This window comes from Telluria sp. ZT3P39 (genome assembly GCF_059685935.1).
In genome coordinates, this window is the sequence record NZ_JCASIH010000024.1 from 22,656 (window position 1) to 37,168 (window position 14,513).

Here is a 14,513-nt window from a genome sequence, read left to right on the forward strand (position 1 = left end):
CGGTGGCGCGGGAAAGCTGGCTGTATCGCGAGGTGGCGGTCGAATCGAGGCTGGATCCGCGCACCGGGCGGCTGCGTATCCGGCCGGTGCCCGGCCAGGCCTATTCGTCGTCATTGCGGGTGCAGTGCTCGCGCCGGCTCACCGACCCGGACCACTATCCGGCGGGCACGCGCTTCCTGCTGTCGGCCAAGCTGACCGACCGCCTGGGCGGCGAGCCTTTCCTGTATGCCTGGCACGGCGACCCGGTGGACGTGATGAGCGCGGCCCGGCTCAAGCGCTTCCTGGAAGAGCGGCGCCGCCTCCGCATCTAATCCACTGCCGCGCAACGCGTCCTTGCTAAAATGGTTACCATCGGTTTTTCACGACCGACCTGGAGAAGCATATGGCCACAAGGAATATCGCCGTCATCGTCGGCAGCCTGCGCAAGGATTCGTTCACGCGCAAGGTCGCACAATCCATGATCGACCTGGCGCCAGGCGCCCTGGCCATGCAGATCGTCGAGATCCGCGACCTGCCGCTCTACAACCAGGACGACGAGACCGAGCATCCGCCGGCGGCCTTCACCGCTTTTCGCGAGCGCATCCGCCAGGCCGACGCCATCCTGTTCTGCACCCCTGAATACAACCGCTCGGTGCCGGGCGCGCTGAAAAATGCCATCGACGTCGGCTCGCGCCCCTATGGCAAGGCGGCCTGGGAGGGCAAACCCTGCGCGGTGGTGAGCGTCTCGCCGGGCGCGCTGGGCGGCTTCGGGGCCAACCACCACCTGCGCCAGATGCTGCCTTTCCTGAACATGCCCTGCATGCCTGCGCCGGAAGCCTATGTCGGCGGCGTGGCCGGCAAGTACGACGGCGGCCGCCTGCTCGATGAGGGCACGCGCGTCTTCTTCCAGGCCTTCATCGACGCCTTCGCCGCCTGGGTCGAGCGCCATGCCGGTTAGACACCAGGTCCCGGTGCGCAACACGGTCGAGCTCAAGGGTTCTCCCTGCGAATGAAAGCCGCGCCGGCACCGCGCGGCACGCAGATGCCGGCCCGCTACGGCCGCCCGGCCGGCGGCTGGCGCGCGCGCCTGTACGACCTGATCTTCCAGAACGACACCCGGGCCGGACGCCGCTTCGACATCCTGCTGGTCGGCGCGATCCTGCTCAGCATCCTGGTGGTCGTGCTCGAGAGCGTGCCCGCCATCGGCACGCGGCATGCGGGCTTGATGCGCGTGCTCGAATGGGGCTTCACGCTGCTGTTCACGATCGAATACCTGGCGCGCCTGGCCTGCGTACGCCAGCCCCTGCGTTACGCCACCAGTTTCTTCGGCATCGTCGACCTGCTGTCGGTGCTGCCCACCTATGTGTCGCTGCTGGTGCCCGGCAGCCAGGCCCTGCTCGACATCCGCATCCTGCGCCTGCTGCGTGTGTTCCGCATCTTCAAGCTGACCCTGTACATCGAGGAATACACGCGCCTGGCCGAGGCGCTGGCCAACAGCCGGCGCAAGATCATGGTGTTCCTGTCGGTGGTGCTGATGGCGGTGCTGATCCTGGGCACGCTGATGTATGTGGTCGAGGGCCCGTCCCACGGCTTCACCAGCATTCCCACCGCCATGTATTGGGCGATCGTGACCATGACCACGGTCGGCTATGGCGACATCACGCCGCAGACCACGCTGGGCAAGGCCATCGCCTCGTTCATGATGCTGCTCGGCTGGGGCATCCTGGCGGTGCCGACCGGCATCGTGACGGCCGAGATGACGGCGCTGCGTGTCGACCGCCGGCATGGCATGCGTGCGGCCAGGACCTGCGACAGTTGCGGCAGTATCGGCCACGATGCAGCGGCCTCGTACTGCAAGGATTGCGGGGCCGAACTGCCGCTCTCCACGACCTAGGGCAAGTGGCGGCAACCGCGCACGTTTGACGCGGATCAAACGTGCCCCTGGCTGCTAATGCCGTTCAGTCAGCATAAAAATGTAGGGTGGCCGGCTTCGCCGGCCGCGCGTTCACATCACCGGTGCGCTGTGGCAGATCACATCGGAGCTGAACGACCCCGGCCACCTTACGTTTAACTGAACAGCATCAGCCCCCGGTTGCGCCCGCGGCCAGTTCATCCGGTACGGCCGCAGGCTGCCGTGCCGCCAGCCGGCCCCCGGCCCGTGCCTTGGGGCGGGACGCCAGGCCGAACAAGGGCCGCAGCACACCGATCCGGCGCACGATCTCGAACAGCCCGAAGCTCAGCGTCAGCGTGAGCACCACCAGGACCACTGCCTCGACGCCCGGTGCGATGCGCATCGGCTGCATCTGGCGCGCCAGCGACTGCAGTTACGCTTCGCGCACCAGCGCATTGCTTTGCTCCGCGCGCAGGCGCGCGCCGAGCAGCTCGCGATAGGACAGCAGGCCGAAGCCGATCACCGTGAACAGTCCGGCGAAGACGGTGATTTTCAGCGATTCATATACGAACAGCTGGGGCCAGGCTTCGTGCCGGTACGGCATGCCCGCCAGCGCATGGACCGCATGGCGGATGCCGAAGACCAATGGCACGAAGCCGATCCAGTACAAAGGCAGCAGCAGCGCCTGGCGCGCGCTTGCGCGGCGCTGGGCCAGCAGCAGGAGCGTCGCGACCAGCGCCGACAAGAGCTCCCCGAGCACCGGCTGCCACCAGCCGCTGCCGCCGTCGCGCCGGTAATCCTCGACCGCGACCAGCACCATCAGGGTCCAGAACAGGATCCAGGCCATGGCGGCGGCACGCTTGCTTCGGTTGGTGTTCATCGGCTCGGGGGCTTGGGCAGGATGAGCGATGATCGGCCATCCGTTGGTGCTTGTCAAAGCGGGGCGCATGGCTGCTTGCAGGCGCGCGGGCTTGTCAGTTGCCGCCCCTTGCGGCGTGGCCGGCGCGCTCCGCGTCGATGTCCGCGCGCATTGCCGCGACCGATCCCATGTACTCGGCCACGGTCGCATCCGGGCTGGCCCTGAGCTGCGGCGGCAGCAGCACCGACATGTACAGCTCGTCCGCGGTGCGCCCATGGCGCTGCTCGTTGGCGATCAGCACCAGCCCCGAACCGAGCAGGGCCACGGCCGCGCACAGCGCGCGCAGGCGCCGCCGCAGCGGGGGGCGGATGGTCGCGAGGTGGAAATAGATGATGCCGGCGGCGGTCGCCACCGCCGCGTGCGAGCCGTAGCGGGTGAGCCATTCGAACGAGCCGGCATAGGCCACCACGCTGCCCAGCAAGCGCACGCCGACCAGGGCCGCCACCCCGCAGCCGAAAATGAACAGGTGGCGCCCGAGGCGCGCATGGCGCCCGAACAGGCGGTTCAGGAAAGCCCACAGGCTGCTCCACAGCAGCGCCGCGCCGATGCCCCAGGCCGGCGCCTGCACGTAATACAGCAGCTCGAAGGGCTGGGCGTCCAGCAGCCAGGCCACCAGCAGCGCCACCATTGCCGCCAGCAGCACGCCGGCGGCGCCCGGCAGCAGGCCTTCCCAGCCGTGCATGGTGCGGTCGACCATCTCGGGCGGCACCGGGAAACCGGCCGGGCGCACCCGCAGCGAGGTATGGCCCATGCGCACCACGGTGTCGCCTTGCATGCGCACCTGCTGCACCCGGCGCCCGGCATGCACCACCCCGTTGCGGCTGCCGAGGTCGCGCAGCACCAGGGCGCCATCGGGCCCGGCGTCGATCTCCACGTGGTGGGCCGCCGCATAATCGTCGTCGACGATGAAATCGTTGTCGTAGGCGCGCCCGACCCGGATCGGCAGGCGCGTGGCGCGGTGCCGGTGCAGCACCTCGCCGTTCCGGGCCAGCATCTCGATGGTCCACGGGCCTTGCATAGGCTCCGTCATCGGCGCAGGTTGCGCCCGAAGGCGCCGAGGAAGGCGCGCGTGACGCGCATGCCGTTGTCATAGGAGACGCCGGAGATATCGAGCCGGCTTTGCAGGCTCGATTCGGCCGCATCGGTGCTGGCCGTGAGCAGGGTGAAGTTGTACAGGCCTTCGAACTTGCGGTAGGCGCGCACGCAGGTCACCGCGCGCAGCGGCAGGGTGCGGGTGTGCACGAACTGCTCGGTGCAATGCGGCTTGGTCAGGCGCGCGTCGCCGGCGCCGCGCGGCTGGTCGGTCTTGAACAAGCGGCTGGCCAGCGCCGCGAAGGGCAGCGGGTGCAGGTTGTCGGAACGGATGTACTGGTGGGTCATCGACACGTGCCCGGTCTGCTGGGCCGCCGACACGTAGACCGCCGCTTCCATCGCGCAGCTCATCGCGTCGGACGTATAGGCGGTGGCGGCCTTCACGTTCGAGCGCCCCCAGCAGCGCAGCTGGCCCGATTCGCGCACCGGCACCAGGTAGGGCCCCATGCTCTTGATGGCCAGCGGTTCCTCGAGCAGGCGGTCGACCATGGCGCGCTGGTGGGTCAGCAGCTGGCCGGCGATCACGGGGTTGAAGTCCTTCGGGGGCCGCAGCTGCGCTTCGACCTTGCGCAGCAGCTCCTGCGCATACTTCACCGGCACCAGGAAGCTGACCGATTCGCCGTCGCGCCGCTTGGAGACGTTGACGCCGGCCACAAGGCCGTTGCCGGTCACGCTGGGACCGCCGCTCATGCCGGAATTGATGGTGCCGCTGAAGATCAGCTGGTCGTAGAAGCTGCGCGTGACCACGCCGTTGTACGCGCCTTCCGAGATCGCAAAACCGAGGTCGAGCGGATTGCCGAGCGAGTACAGGCGCTGGCCCTGGTTCAGGCGCAGGGGGCGTTCCGGCACTTTGAAGAAGCCGCTGCCCTTGCGGTCGACCCGCACCACGGCCAGGTCGTGCAGCACGTCCACCGCCATCAGCTCGACCGGGCCGCTGTTGCCGTCGGTGTCCACGAATTCGGCCGTGTACACGTCCGGGTCGAGCGCCAGTTGCGACACCACGTGGTAGTTGGTCACCACCAGGTTGCCGGTGCCGACCAGGAAGCCCGAGCCGACGGTGGACTGGGTGCGTCCGTTCTTGAGCAGCATGCGGATCTGCAGCAGGTCGCCGCGCGCCGAGGCATACAAATCTTGCGCGGCCGACGAGGGCAGGGGCAGGGCTTCCTGGGCATCGACTTCACCGGGCGCGGGGGCGGACGGGGTCAGGCCGGGCGGCGCGGAAGGCGGCAGGTGGGGTGGGGCGGCAGGCGGCGTGGCGGCGGGCGGAAGGGACGGGCCGGCAGGGCGGTTGGCAATCGGCCCCGCGCCCGCCGCAGGGCGGGCTGGCCGCTGGGCCTGCGCCGCGGCGGCGCCGGCCAGGCAAGTCAGGAGCAAGGCAACGGCTTTCCGTTTCATGCATTCACTTTATAGCAAGACGAGTCCCTATCTTGCCACCGGATAGCCGGTGCACGCGCGCGTTAGGTCGTGCCGGGCTCCGCGACGGCGTCCGGGGTCATCATGTGACCGAGCTTGGCCTGCTTGGTGTCCAGGTAGCTGTTGTTGAAGGCGTTGCGGTTGACCAGCAGCGGCACGCGGTCGGCCACTTCGATGCCGAGGCGGGTGAGGGCGGCGATCTTGCGCGGGTTGTTGGTCATCAGGCGCAGCGAGCGCACGCCGAAATGCGCCAGCATCGGCTGGCACAATTCGTAGTTGCGGGCGTCGGCATGAAAGCCCAGCTGAAGGTTGGCCTCGACCGTGTCGGCGCCGGCTTCCTGCAGGCGGTAGGCGCGGATCTTGTTGAGCAGCCCGATGCCGCGGCCTTCCTGGCGCAGGTAGAGCAGCACGCCGCGGCCTTCTTCGGCGATGCGCTGCAGCGCGCCTTCGAGCTGGGCGCCGCAGTCGCAGCGCTGCGAGAACAATACGTCGCCGGTCAGGCATTCGGAATGCACGCGCGCCAGCACCGGTTCGCCGTCGCCGATGTCGCCCAGGACCATCGCCAGGTGCTCCTTGCCGGCGGCCGGCGATCCGGTGGAATGCTCGACGAATGCGTGCAGGGTGAATTGCGCCCACGGGGTCGGCAGGGCGCACGAAGTGACGTAATCGAGCAGCTGGTCGCTGGCGGGCAGGGTGGGCATGGCGGGCATGGCGTTTCTCGTGGTTGGAGCGTGTTGCTGTAGCCGTGTAGTTTACCGGAAATCCGCCCCAGCCGTGCGCCGGCCCCGGCCGTCCCTCCTCAGCGGGTCGAGCAAGCCGCGCAGGTCGTTGTGGTCGAGTTCGTACATCAGGGCCAGCAGCTGGCCCAGTTCGCCGCGCGGGAAGCCTTCGCGGGCAAACCAGCCGAGGTAGTGGCCGGGAAGGTCGGCGATCTTGCGCCCCTGGTACTTCCCGAAGGGCATCTCGCGTTCCAGCAGGAGGGTGAGGTGTTCGCTGTTCATCGTGCCGCACTTTAGCAAATCCGGGGAACGTTGTAGCATTTGTCCGACAGGGAGGGGAAAATCATGGAAACCGAATTCAACCTGGAGCGCTTCGTCGAGGCGCAGGCGCCGGTGTACGGCACGGCGGTCGCCGAGCTGCGCGCCGGGCACAAGCGCACGCACTGGATGTGGTTCATCTTTCCCCAGATTGCCGGGCTCGGGCACAGCGAGATGGCGCGCCGCTATGCGCTGCGCAATGGAGACGAGGCCGCCGCCTATCTCGAGCATCCGGTGCTGGGGCCGCGCCTGCGCGAATGCGCATCGATCGTGGCCGCCCTCGACGGCCCGACGGCCGAACAGATCTTCGGCCATCCCGATACGATGAAATTCCAGTCGTCGATGACCCTGTTCGCCGACGTCGCGCCGGACGAGGCGGTGTTCCAGGCCTGCATCGACAAGTATTTCGACGGCGAGCCGGACGACGAGACGCTGGCGCGCCTGTGAGACCGACTAGCCACCCTGGCCCAGGCCGGCCAGGATCGCTTCCAGTTGCTCCAGGTCGACCGGTTTGACCAGGTGGTGGTCGAAGCCGGCCGCCATGACCTGCGCGCGCTCGCTGTCCTGGCCGTAGCCGGTGATGGCCACCAGGGTGGCGCCGGCCGTCGCCCGATCGGCGCGCAGGCGGCGCGCGAGCTCCTTGCCGTCCATCTCGGGCAAGCCGATGTCGAGCAGGCAGGCCTGGGGCGCCATGCTGCGCGCCCGCTCCAACCCCGCCAGCGCCCCATGTTCGACCTGGACCGCGTGGCCCGACACTTCCAGCAGCATGGCCAGGGGAGGGAGCATGGTTCGGGTGGGGCCTGCCGGTTGAGCGAAAATGAAGAGGGTGAACGGTGCCGATCGGGCATTATAGGGAGTTACTGCCGTAAATAGCATACATGCAACGGGCAAACCTGCGGGCGGTTTTGTCCCCTCACGCCCGCCCCGTATGCGCGCAAGACGCCATGGGGAAGCGTGTTGCGTATAATTCAGCGTCAGCTCGTTCACTCATTACCAGAAAAAAACAACTCATGGCTTCTTCCGACAACATCAGCATGGCGGTGTTCTGCGACTTCGAAAACGTCGCGCTCGGCGTGCGCGACGCCAATTACGAAAAATTCGACATCCGCCCGGTGCTCGAGCGCCTCCTGCTCAAGGGCAGCATCGTCGTCAAGAAGGCCTATTGCGACTGGGACCGCTATAAGGCCTTCAAGGCCCCGATGCACGAGGCGAATTTCGAGATGATCGAAATCCCGCATGTGCGCCAGTCCGGCAAGAACTCGGCCGACATCCGCCTGGTGGTCGATGCACTCGACCTGTGCTACACCAAGTCGCACGTCGACACCTTCGTGATCATCTCGGGCGATTCCGACTTCTCGCCGCTGGTCTCCAAGCTGCGCGAAAACGCCAAGCGGGTGATCGGCGTGGGCGTCAAGCAGTCCACTTCCGACCTCTTGGTGGCGAACTGCGACGAATTCATCTTCTACGACGACCTGGTGCGCGAAGTGCGCCGCGCCGCCGCCAAGCGCGACGAGCGCAAGGCCGCCCCGCAGAACAACCGCCGTCCGACCGACGACAAGCGCAAGGAAGAACTCGAGGCGCGCAAGGTGCAGGCGCTCGAGATGGTGGTCGAGACCTTCGACGCGCTCACCTCGGAGCGCGGCGACACCGGCAAGATCTGGGCTTCGCTGCTGAAGGACACCCTCAAGCGCCGCCGCCCGGACTTCTCGGAGACCTACTACGGCTTCCGCACCTTCGGCAACCTGCTCGAAGAAGCGCAGACGCGCGGCCTGTTCGAATTCGGCCGCGACGAGAAATCCGGCACCTATGTCTTCCGCAGCGCCAACGCCTCGCTGGCGATGCCGGCGCCGGAGCTGGTGGTGGTTGCCGATAGCGGCGACGAGGACGCGGGCGCACAGGCGGACGAGGGCGATGCCGCCGAAGGCCGGGGCGAACCGCGCCGCCGCAGCCGCGGTGGCCGCAACAAGGGCTCCGGACGTGGCGAAGCGGCGCCGGCGGCCTTCGACGCCGTCGCGTCGGAGCCGGCCGAGCCGGACACCGACCTGGCCGTGCTGGTGGAATCCGAGCCGGACGAGAAACAGGAAGACAAGCCGGACGCGCGTCGCCGCAGCCGGGGCGGGCGCAACAAGGGTGCGGGCCGTGGCGAATCAGCCAAGGCGGCCGTGCCGGATGCCGAGATCGAGGTAGCCGAGGCGCCTGCGGCCCATGCGCCGGCAGTCGAGGAACCGGCGCCCGAGGCGCCAGCCCCGGCGGACGAAGCAGCTACTGCGGCCAAGGAACGCCGCCGCGCGCCGCGCAAGCCCGCGGCCCGCAAGGCTGCGGCAGCCGCAGCGGAAACTCCAGCTGCTCCTGAAAGCGCACCGGCGCCGGCCCAGCCGGTACCGGCGGCCAAGACCTCGTACCGTTCCGCCGTGACCCCGGCGCCTGCGCCTGCGAACGATGCGGACGACGATTTCGACGACGATACCAGCGACGATGTCGATGGCAACGTCGCCGAAGGCGTCGCGGTGCGCAAGAAGGCGGCGCGTCCCGCCCGCAAACCGGCGGCGCGCAGCGCTGCACCACGTGGGCGTCGTCCGGCGAAGGCGAAGGAATAAGTCTTTCGCCTGCGGTACGAACGTGGGGGGAATAACACCAGTGGTGTTGTTCCCGCCTGCGCGGCAAGTCATGCTCGCCAGTGGTGAGCATATCCGACGCACCCCGTGCGCCACCCCCAAGCCCCCAATGTAATAATGTCATCGCCCGCCCACGCGGGCTGACGGGGCATCCGCCCCGCACGAACGTCCACGGGAGCCTGCCATGCGCGTATTTGCCGCGGTTTCTTCTGCAGTCCTGGCCTTGCCCTTGCTCCTGGCCGCCCCCGCCCATGCCGCACCCCCGTCCGACCATCCCATCCTCGGCATCTGGAAGCTGAACCTGCCCGACCTGAGCTGCTCGGAAACCTACCGCTTCCGCGCCGACGGCACCACGCTCGTCACCAGCGCCGAAGAAGTCTCCGAGAGCGAATACCGCATTCCCGACAAGCCCAGCGCCAAGGGCTTCTACCGGCTCGACGACCAGATCACCAGGGACAACGGCAAGAAAGACTGCGCCGGCGCCATCATGAAGGTCGGCACCAGGGCCACGAATTTCATCCGCTTCCACCCGTCGGGCGCGCTGTTCCTGATGTGCGCCGACGAAACCATGGAGACCTGCATCGGGCCTTTCCGGCGGGTGCAGGGCGAGGAAGCCTGAGCCGGCGGGCTTCGTCGGGCCGGACGCCATTCCCGGTGACTTCGCTTGGGTGTATATTGCTGGGCGAAACGACAACCGCATTGGAATTCCATGTCACCGGTACTACTGTTCTGCATCCTCATCGGCTATTTCGCGCTCCTGCTCGCCGTAGCCTGGGCCACCTCCCGCAACGCCAACAACGACAGCTTCTTCATCGGTAACAAGAGCAGCAACTGGATGCTGGTCGCCTTCGGCATGGTCGGCACCACGCTGTCCGGGGCCACTTTCATCAGCGTGCCCGGCGCGGTGGGGAAAGACGCCTTCGGCTACGCCCAGATCCTGATCGGCTACGTGTTCGGCTACATTGCCGTGGCCTATATCCTGCTGCCGCTGTACTACCGGCTCGGGCTGACCTCGATCTACCACTACCTCGACGTGCGCCTCGGGCGCCGCGCCTACCAGAGCGGCGCGGGCTTCTTCATCATCTCGCGCCTGCTGGGGGCCACCGCGCGCCTTTATCTCGTCGTGAACATCCTGCAGGCCATCATCCTCGACAGCCTGGGCGTCCCGTTCTGGATCACGACCCTGGTCATTCTCGGCATGATCCTGATGTATACCTACCAGGGCGGCGTGAAAACCATCGTCTGGACCGACACCCTGCAGACCACCTGCATGCTGTTCGGCCTGTTCGCCTGCGTCTGGTTCCTGCTGGGCGAACTGGGCATGTCGATCCCGGAAAGCCTGAACCAGATGCAGTCGCAAGGCCTGGCGCGCATCTTCACGCTGGACTTCGACAGCCCGAATTTCTTCCTCAAGCAGATCGTGGCCGGCATCTTCATCGTGCTGACCATGACCGGCATGGACCAGGAAATGATGCAGAAGACGATTTCCGTCAAGACGCTCAAGGATTCGCAGAAGAACCTGCTGACGCTCACCGCCGTGCTGGTCGTGGTGCTGATGAGCTTCCTGTTCCTGGGCGGCCTGCTGTACCTGTATGCACCGGTGGCCGGCGTGACCGCCACCGGCGACAAGATCTTCCCGGCCGTGGTCATGGGCCATCTACCCGCCACGGTGCAGATCATCTTCCTGATCGCCCTGATCTCTGCGCTGTTCCCGAGCGCGGACGGCGCCATCACGGCGCTGACTTCGTCGTTCTGCATCGACATCCTCGGCATCAAGCGCCGCACCGACATGACGGAAGCGGCCAAGGAAAGCCTGCGCCGCCGCGTGCACCTGGGCTTTGCCGGCATCTTCCTGTTCCTGGTGATGGGTTTCAAGCTGGCCGACAACCCGAGCATGATCGTGGTCATCCTGAAGCTGGCGGCTTATACCTACGGGCCGCTGCTGGGCCTGTTCGCCTTCGGCATGATGACGCGCCGCAGCCTGAACGACAGCCTGGTGCCGTTTATTACGATCGGCGCACCGATTCTTTGCGCCCTCCTTGAGTACAATCAGGAACACCTGCTTGGTTCTTACCGCCTCGGGCTGGAATTGCTTATGGTAAATGGCATACTGGTATATGCCGGACTGTATGCGATTTCGTACAAGGAAAAAGCCGGGACTGCTGCCCTTGCGGCCTGATTCAAACTAATTTACTGACCTGTGGAGTGTTGATGGCTTTTAAACCCTTTAGTGCGCTGGGACGCGGCTTGCGCATGGTGTGGAATGCGGTGGACATTACCCGTCGCACGGTGATGAATCTGCTGTTCCTGCTGATCGCGCTCTTCATCCTGTTCGCGCTATTTTCCGGCGGCGTCAAGCCGATCGGCGACAAGAGCGCGCTGGTGCTCGAACTGAAAGGCGACCTGGTCGAGCAGCACGAATCGAGCTTCCAGGACACCTTGCTCGACAGCGTGGGCGGCGACAGCAAGCGCAGCGTGCGCCTGCGCGACGTGCTGCGCGTGCTCGATGAAGCGGCCAAGGACAAGCACATCACCACCGTGGTGCTCCTGCTCGACCAGATGGATGGCGGCGGCATGGCCATGCTGCGCGAGATCGGCGCCGGCATCGACCGCGTCAAGGCATCCGGCAAGAAGGTCGTCGCCTGGGGCGGGATGTACGACCAGAAGCGCTACCTGGTCGCGTCGCACGCCGACGAAGTCTATGTTCACCCGATGGGCATGGTGATGATCGAAGGCTTCGGCGGACGCCGCAACTACTACCGTGACGCACTCGACAAGCTGGGCGTGACCGTGAACCTGATCAAGGTCGGCACCTACAAGAGCTTCGCCGAGCCGTATATCGCCAACGGCCCGTCCGAGGCGGCCCAGGAAGCCGACAAGTTCCTGTACGACGCGCTGTGGGCGGACTACACGGCGCAGGTCGAGAAGAACCGCAAACTCCCGGCCGGCGCGGTCGCCAAATGGATCGAGACCTTGCCCCAGCAAATGGAAGCGGCCAGCGGCAGCGCGGCCCAGGCGGCACGGAACATCAAGCTGGTCGACGGCCTCAAGACCCGCGACGAGATCCGCGAGATGCTGGTCAAGCGCGGCGTCTATGACGACGGCATCAAGTCCTTCCGCCAGGTCGGCTACTTGGATTACCTCGAACGCCACCCGCAGAAACCTTTCGGCGACGCGGTGGGCGTGATCGTCGCCTCGGGCAACATCACCGAAGGCAGCAGCGGCCCGGGCGTGGTCGGCGGCATCACCACCGCCAACCTGATCCGCCAGGCCCGCGAGGACGAGCAGGTCAAGGCCGTCGTGCTGCGCGTCGATTCGCCCGGCGGCAGCGCCTATGGCTCGGAGCTGATCCGGCGCGAGCTGGAACTGACCCGCGCCGCCGGCAAGCCGGTGGTGGTGTCGATGGGCAGCGTCGCGGCATCGGGCGGCTACTGGATCTCGATGGCGGCCGACGAAGTCATCGCCGACCCGGCCACCATCACCGGCTCGATCGGCGTGTTCACCATCCTGCCGACGGCCGAGAAGGTCAGCGACAAGCTGGGCATCCATACGGGCGGCCACACCACCACCTGGCTGGCCGACGCCTACAACCCGCTGCGCCCGATCGACCCGCGCTTCACGCAGCTGATCCAGAGCAGCATCAACCACGTCTACAGCGAGTTCACCACCAAGGCTGCGCAAGCGCGCAAGACTACGCCCGCGAAGATCGACGAAGTCGGCCAGGGCCGGGTATGGACCGGCGCCCAGGCGAAAGAACGCGGCCTGGTCGACCGTCTCGGCAATTACCGCGACGCCCTGAACTCGGCGGCCAAGCGCGCCAGGCTGGGCGCGGACTACCGCGTGGCCTATGTCGAGCGTCCGATCAACAAGGTCGAGCGTTTCCTGAACATGATGGGCGCCTCGAGCGTGCAGGCCTTGACCATCCAGGTGAAGCTCGGGCTGATCGATGCCGCGCTGCCGGCCGGCCCGGCGGCGCAGGTGATGCAGGACATGGCCTTCCTGAAGGACGTGGCCGACGGCCGCAAGCCCTTCGCGGCCGTCACGCACTGCCTGTGCGGCACGCCGTGAAGAGATTTGTAGCCGGTTTGTAACCGGATACGACAGCACAAAAGACGGGCGCGGAGCGATTTCCGCGCCCGTTTTCCGTTTACGCCCCGGAAGCAGCGGCATGGGTGTGCATCGATTCCAGGCCTGTCCCGCCCTTGTAACAAACGGGTGCGCGCAATCCTTCCCCGAAGTCCACCCTCACCAGTCCACCGCCTGCGCCGCACCAGCGCAAGAAGCGCCTGGTCGGTACCGTCGTCGCCGTGCTGGCCATGATCGGCCTGGCCGCGCTGGCCTGGTACCTGACCCACCGGCCGGCCGCCGGCGGCGCCGGCGGCCCACCGGGCGCGGCAGGACAGCGCGCGGGTGGCGGCGGACCGGGCGGTGGCGGGGGAGGCGGTGGCCGGGGAGGGCGCGGCGGCGGGGCGACCACGGTCGGCGTAGCAAAGGCCGAGCTGCTCGACATCCCGGTCACCATCGACGCCCTGGGCACGGTGGTGGCCGCCGCGACGGCCACCGTGCGGCCGCAGGTCTCGGGGGTGCTGCAAAAGATCAGCTTCGACGAAGGACAGATGGTACGGGCAGGGCAGGTGCTGGCCACGGTCGATGCCCGTCCCTTCGAGATGGCGCTGCTGCAGGCGCGCGGCCAGCGCCAGCGCGACCAGGCCCAGCTGGAAAGCGCGCGCCTGACCCTGTCGCGCTACCGCACCCTGCTCGAACAGGACTCGATCGCGCGCTAGGAAGTCGATACCCAGGCCGCGCTGGTCAAGCAGCTCGAGGGCACGGTGATGACCGACCGCGCCGCCGAAGGCCTGGCCCAACTGAACGTGAGCTACACGCAGGTGAAGGCGCCGATCTCCGGGCGCGTAGGCCTGCGCACGGTCGATATCGGCAACCTGGTGGGCAGTGGCGACGCCAATGGCATCGCCGTGATTACCCAGCTCTCGCCGATCGACGTCGAGTTCGCGGTGCCGCAGGACGGCGTCCCGGCCCTGCAGGGCCGCATCGCCCAAAAGGCAAGGCTGCCGGCGATTGCCCTGGACCGCACCCGCACCGCCACCCTGGCCACGGGCAGCTTCTTCGCCCTCGACAACCAGGTGGACGTCCAGACCGGCACCGTGCGCGCCAAGGCCCGCTTCACGAATACGGACAACAAGCTGTTCCCGAGCCAGTTCGTCAACCTGCGCCTGCAGCTCGACACCATCGACGACGCCGTGGTGGTGCCGGTGACGGCCCTGCGCCATGGCGCGAACGGTGACTTCGTCTACGTGCTCAATGCGAAGGACAAGACGGTGTCGCAGCGCGCCGTCACGCGCGGGCAGGCGACGGTGGACAAGATCCAGATCGCGACCGGCTTGAAGGTGGGCGAGCAGGTGATCACGGAAGGGGCGGACCGGCTGCGCGACGGGGCCAAGGTGACCTTGCCGGGTGACCGGCCGGCGGGCGCCAGGCAAGGCGAAGGCCGGCGCCAGAGGCAGGGAGCGCCGCAATGATGGAATCGGGTTACGCGCGCGCTAATGCGC

The 14,513-nt window shown here is 67.1% G+C and carries 15 protein-coding genes and 1 pseudogene; 9 read left to right on the top strand and 7 right to left on the bottom strand.

Annotation, left to right across the window (positions count from 1 at the left end; genetic code table 11):
- The first annotated feature begins 2 nt into the window (after positions 1–2).
- The 3 genes from AC56LR_RS18080 to AC56LR_RS18090 all read left to right on the top strand — a co-directional run bounded on the left by AC56LR_RS18080 (position 3) and on the right by AC56LR_RS18090 (position 1,873).
- On the top strand, positions 3–311 hold the full coding sequence (locus AC56LR_RS18080; protein ID WP_497132328.1) for a hypothetical protein: 309 nt from the start codon (positions 3–5) through the stop codon (positions 309–311).
- A gap of 71 nt (positions 312–382) precedes the next feature.
- Entirely contained in the window at positions 383–937 is a 555-nt protein-coding gene (locus AC56LR_RS18085) for an NADPH-dependent FMN reductase (RefSeq protein WP_497132330.1), read from the top strand.
- A 51-nt stretch (positions 938–988) separates the two neighbouring features.
- Positions 989–1,873, top strand: a complete 885-nt coding sequence (locus AC56LR_RS18090) for an ion transporter (RefSeq protein WP_497132332.1) — start codon at positions 989–991, stop codon at positions 1,871–1,873.
- Between the two features lie 187 nt (positions 1,874–2,060).
- Here the strand turns inward: AC56LR_RS18090 and AC56LR_RS18095 are convergent, their stop codons facing one another.
- The 6 genes from AC56LR_RS18095 to AC56LR_RS18120 form a co-directional block, all read right to left on the bottom strand.
- Positions 2,061–2,282 carry a hypothetical protein gene (locus tag AC56LR_RS18095; RefSeq protein ID WP_497132334.1) on the bottom strand — a complete coding sequence of 74 codons (222 nt, stop codon included), beginning with the start codon at positions 2,280–2,282 and terminating at the stop codon, positions 2,061–2,063.
- A gap of 21 nt (positions 2,283–2,303) precedes the next feature.
- On the bottom strand, positions 2,304–2,750 hold the full coding sequence (locus AC56LR_RS18100) for a hypothetical protein (protein WP_497132336.1): 447 nt from the start codon (positions 2,748–2,750) through the stop codon (positions 2,304–2,306).
- Positions 2,751–2,844: 94 nt separating this feature from the next.
- Positions 2,845–3,807: an FHA domain-containing protein gene (locus AC56LR_RS18105; RefSeq protein ID WP_497132338.1), complete on the bottom strand. Its 963-nt coding sequence runs from the start codon at positions 3,805–3,807 to the stop codon at positions 2,845–2,847.
- Positions 3,808–3,815: 8 nt separating this feature from the next.
- Positions 3,816–5,276 carry a S1 family peptidase gene (locus tag AC56LR_RS18110; RefSeq protein ID WP_497132339.1) on the bottom strand — a complete coding sequence of 487 codons (1,461 nt, stop codon included), beginning with the start codon at positions 5,274–5,276 and terminating at the stop codon, positions 3,816–3,818.
- Positions 5,277–5,338: 62 nt separating this feature from the next.
- Positions 5,339–6,004: a GTP cyclohydrolase II gene (ribA, locus tag AC56LR_RS18115; protein ID WP_497132340.1), complete on the bottom strand. Its 666-nt coding sequence runs from the start codon at positions 6,002–6,004 to the stop codon at positions 5,339–5,341.
- Positions 6,005–6,046: 42 nt separating this feature from the next.
- On the bottom strand, positions 6,047–6,295 hold the full coding sequence (locus tag AC56LR_RS18120; RefSeq protein WP_497132342.1) for a DUF3820 family protein: 249 nt from the start codon (positions 6,293–6,295) through the stop codon (positions 6,047–6,049).
- 63 nt (positions 6,296–6,358) lie between these two features.
- Here AC56LR_RS18120 and AC56LR_RS18125 point away from each other — a divergent pair, with 63 nt between their 5' ends.
- Positions 6,359–6,778: a DUF1810 domain-containing protein gene (locus AC56LR_RS18125; protein WP_497132344.1), complete on the top strand. Its 420-nt coding sequence runs from the start codon at positions 6,359–6,361 to the stop codon at positions 6,776–6,778.
- 6 nt (positions 6,779–6,784) lie between these two features.
- Here AC56LR_RS18125 and AC56LR_RS18130 read toward each other — a convergent pair whose 3' ends face one another.
- A complete protein-coding gene (locus AC56LR_RS18130; RefSeq protein ID WP_497132346.1) occupies positions 6,785–7,117 on the bottom strand; it encodes a response regulator in 333 nt (110 codons plus the stop codon).
- A gap of 224 nt (positions 7,118–7,341) precedes the next feature.
- On the opposite strand from AC56LR_RS18130, the gene AC56LR_RS18135 reads away from it, so the two are divergent.
- The 5 genes and pseudogenes from AC56LR_RS18135 to AC56LR_RS18155 all read left to right on the top strand — a co-directional run bounded on the left by AC56LR_RS18135 (position 7,342) and on the right by AC56LR_RS18155 (position 14,483).
- Positions 7,342–8,928 (top strand): NYN domain-containing protein, encoded by a 1,587-nt coding sequence (locus AC56LR_RS18135; protein ID WP_497132348.1) that lies wholly within the window; start codon positions 7,342–7,344, stop codon positions 8,926–8,928.
- Positions 8,929–9,130: 202 nt separating this feature from the next.
- Positions 9,131–9,565, top strand: coding sequence for a hypothetical protein (locus tag AC56LR_RS18140; RefSeq protein WP_497132350.1), 435 nt, complete (start codon positions 9,131–9,133; stop codon positions 9,563–9,565).
- 90 nt (positions 9,566–9,655) lie between these two features.
- Positions 9,656–11,125 (top strand): sodium:solute symporter, encoded by a 1,470-nt coding sequence (locus AC56LR_RS18145; RefSeq protein ID WP_497132352.1) that lies wholly within the window; start codon positions 9,656–9,658, stop codon positions 11,123–11,125.
- A 32-nt stretch (positions 11,126–11,157) separates the two neighbouring features.
- Entirely contained in the window at positions 11,158–13,014 is a 1,857-nt protein-coding gene (sppA, locus tag AC56LR_RS18150; RefSeq protein ID WP_497132354.1) for a signal peptide peptidase SppA, read from the top strand.
- 218 nt (positions 13,015–13,232) lie between these two features.
- Positions 13,233–14,483, top strand: a pseudogene (locus tag AC56LR_RS18155) (efflux RND transporter periplasmic adaptor subunit).
- The last annotated feature ends 30 nt before the right edge of the window (positions 14,484–14,513 follow it).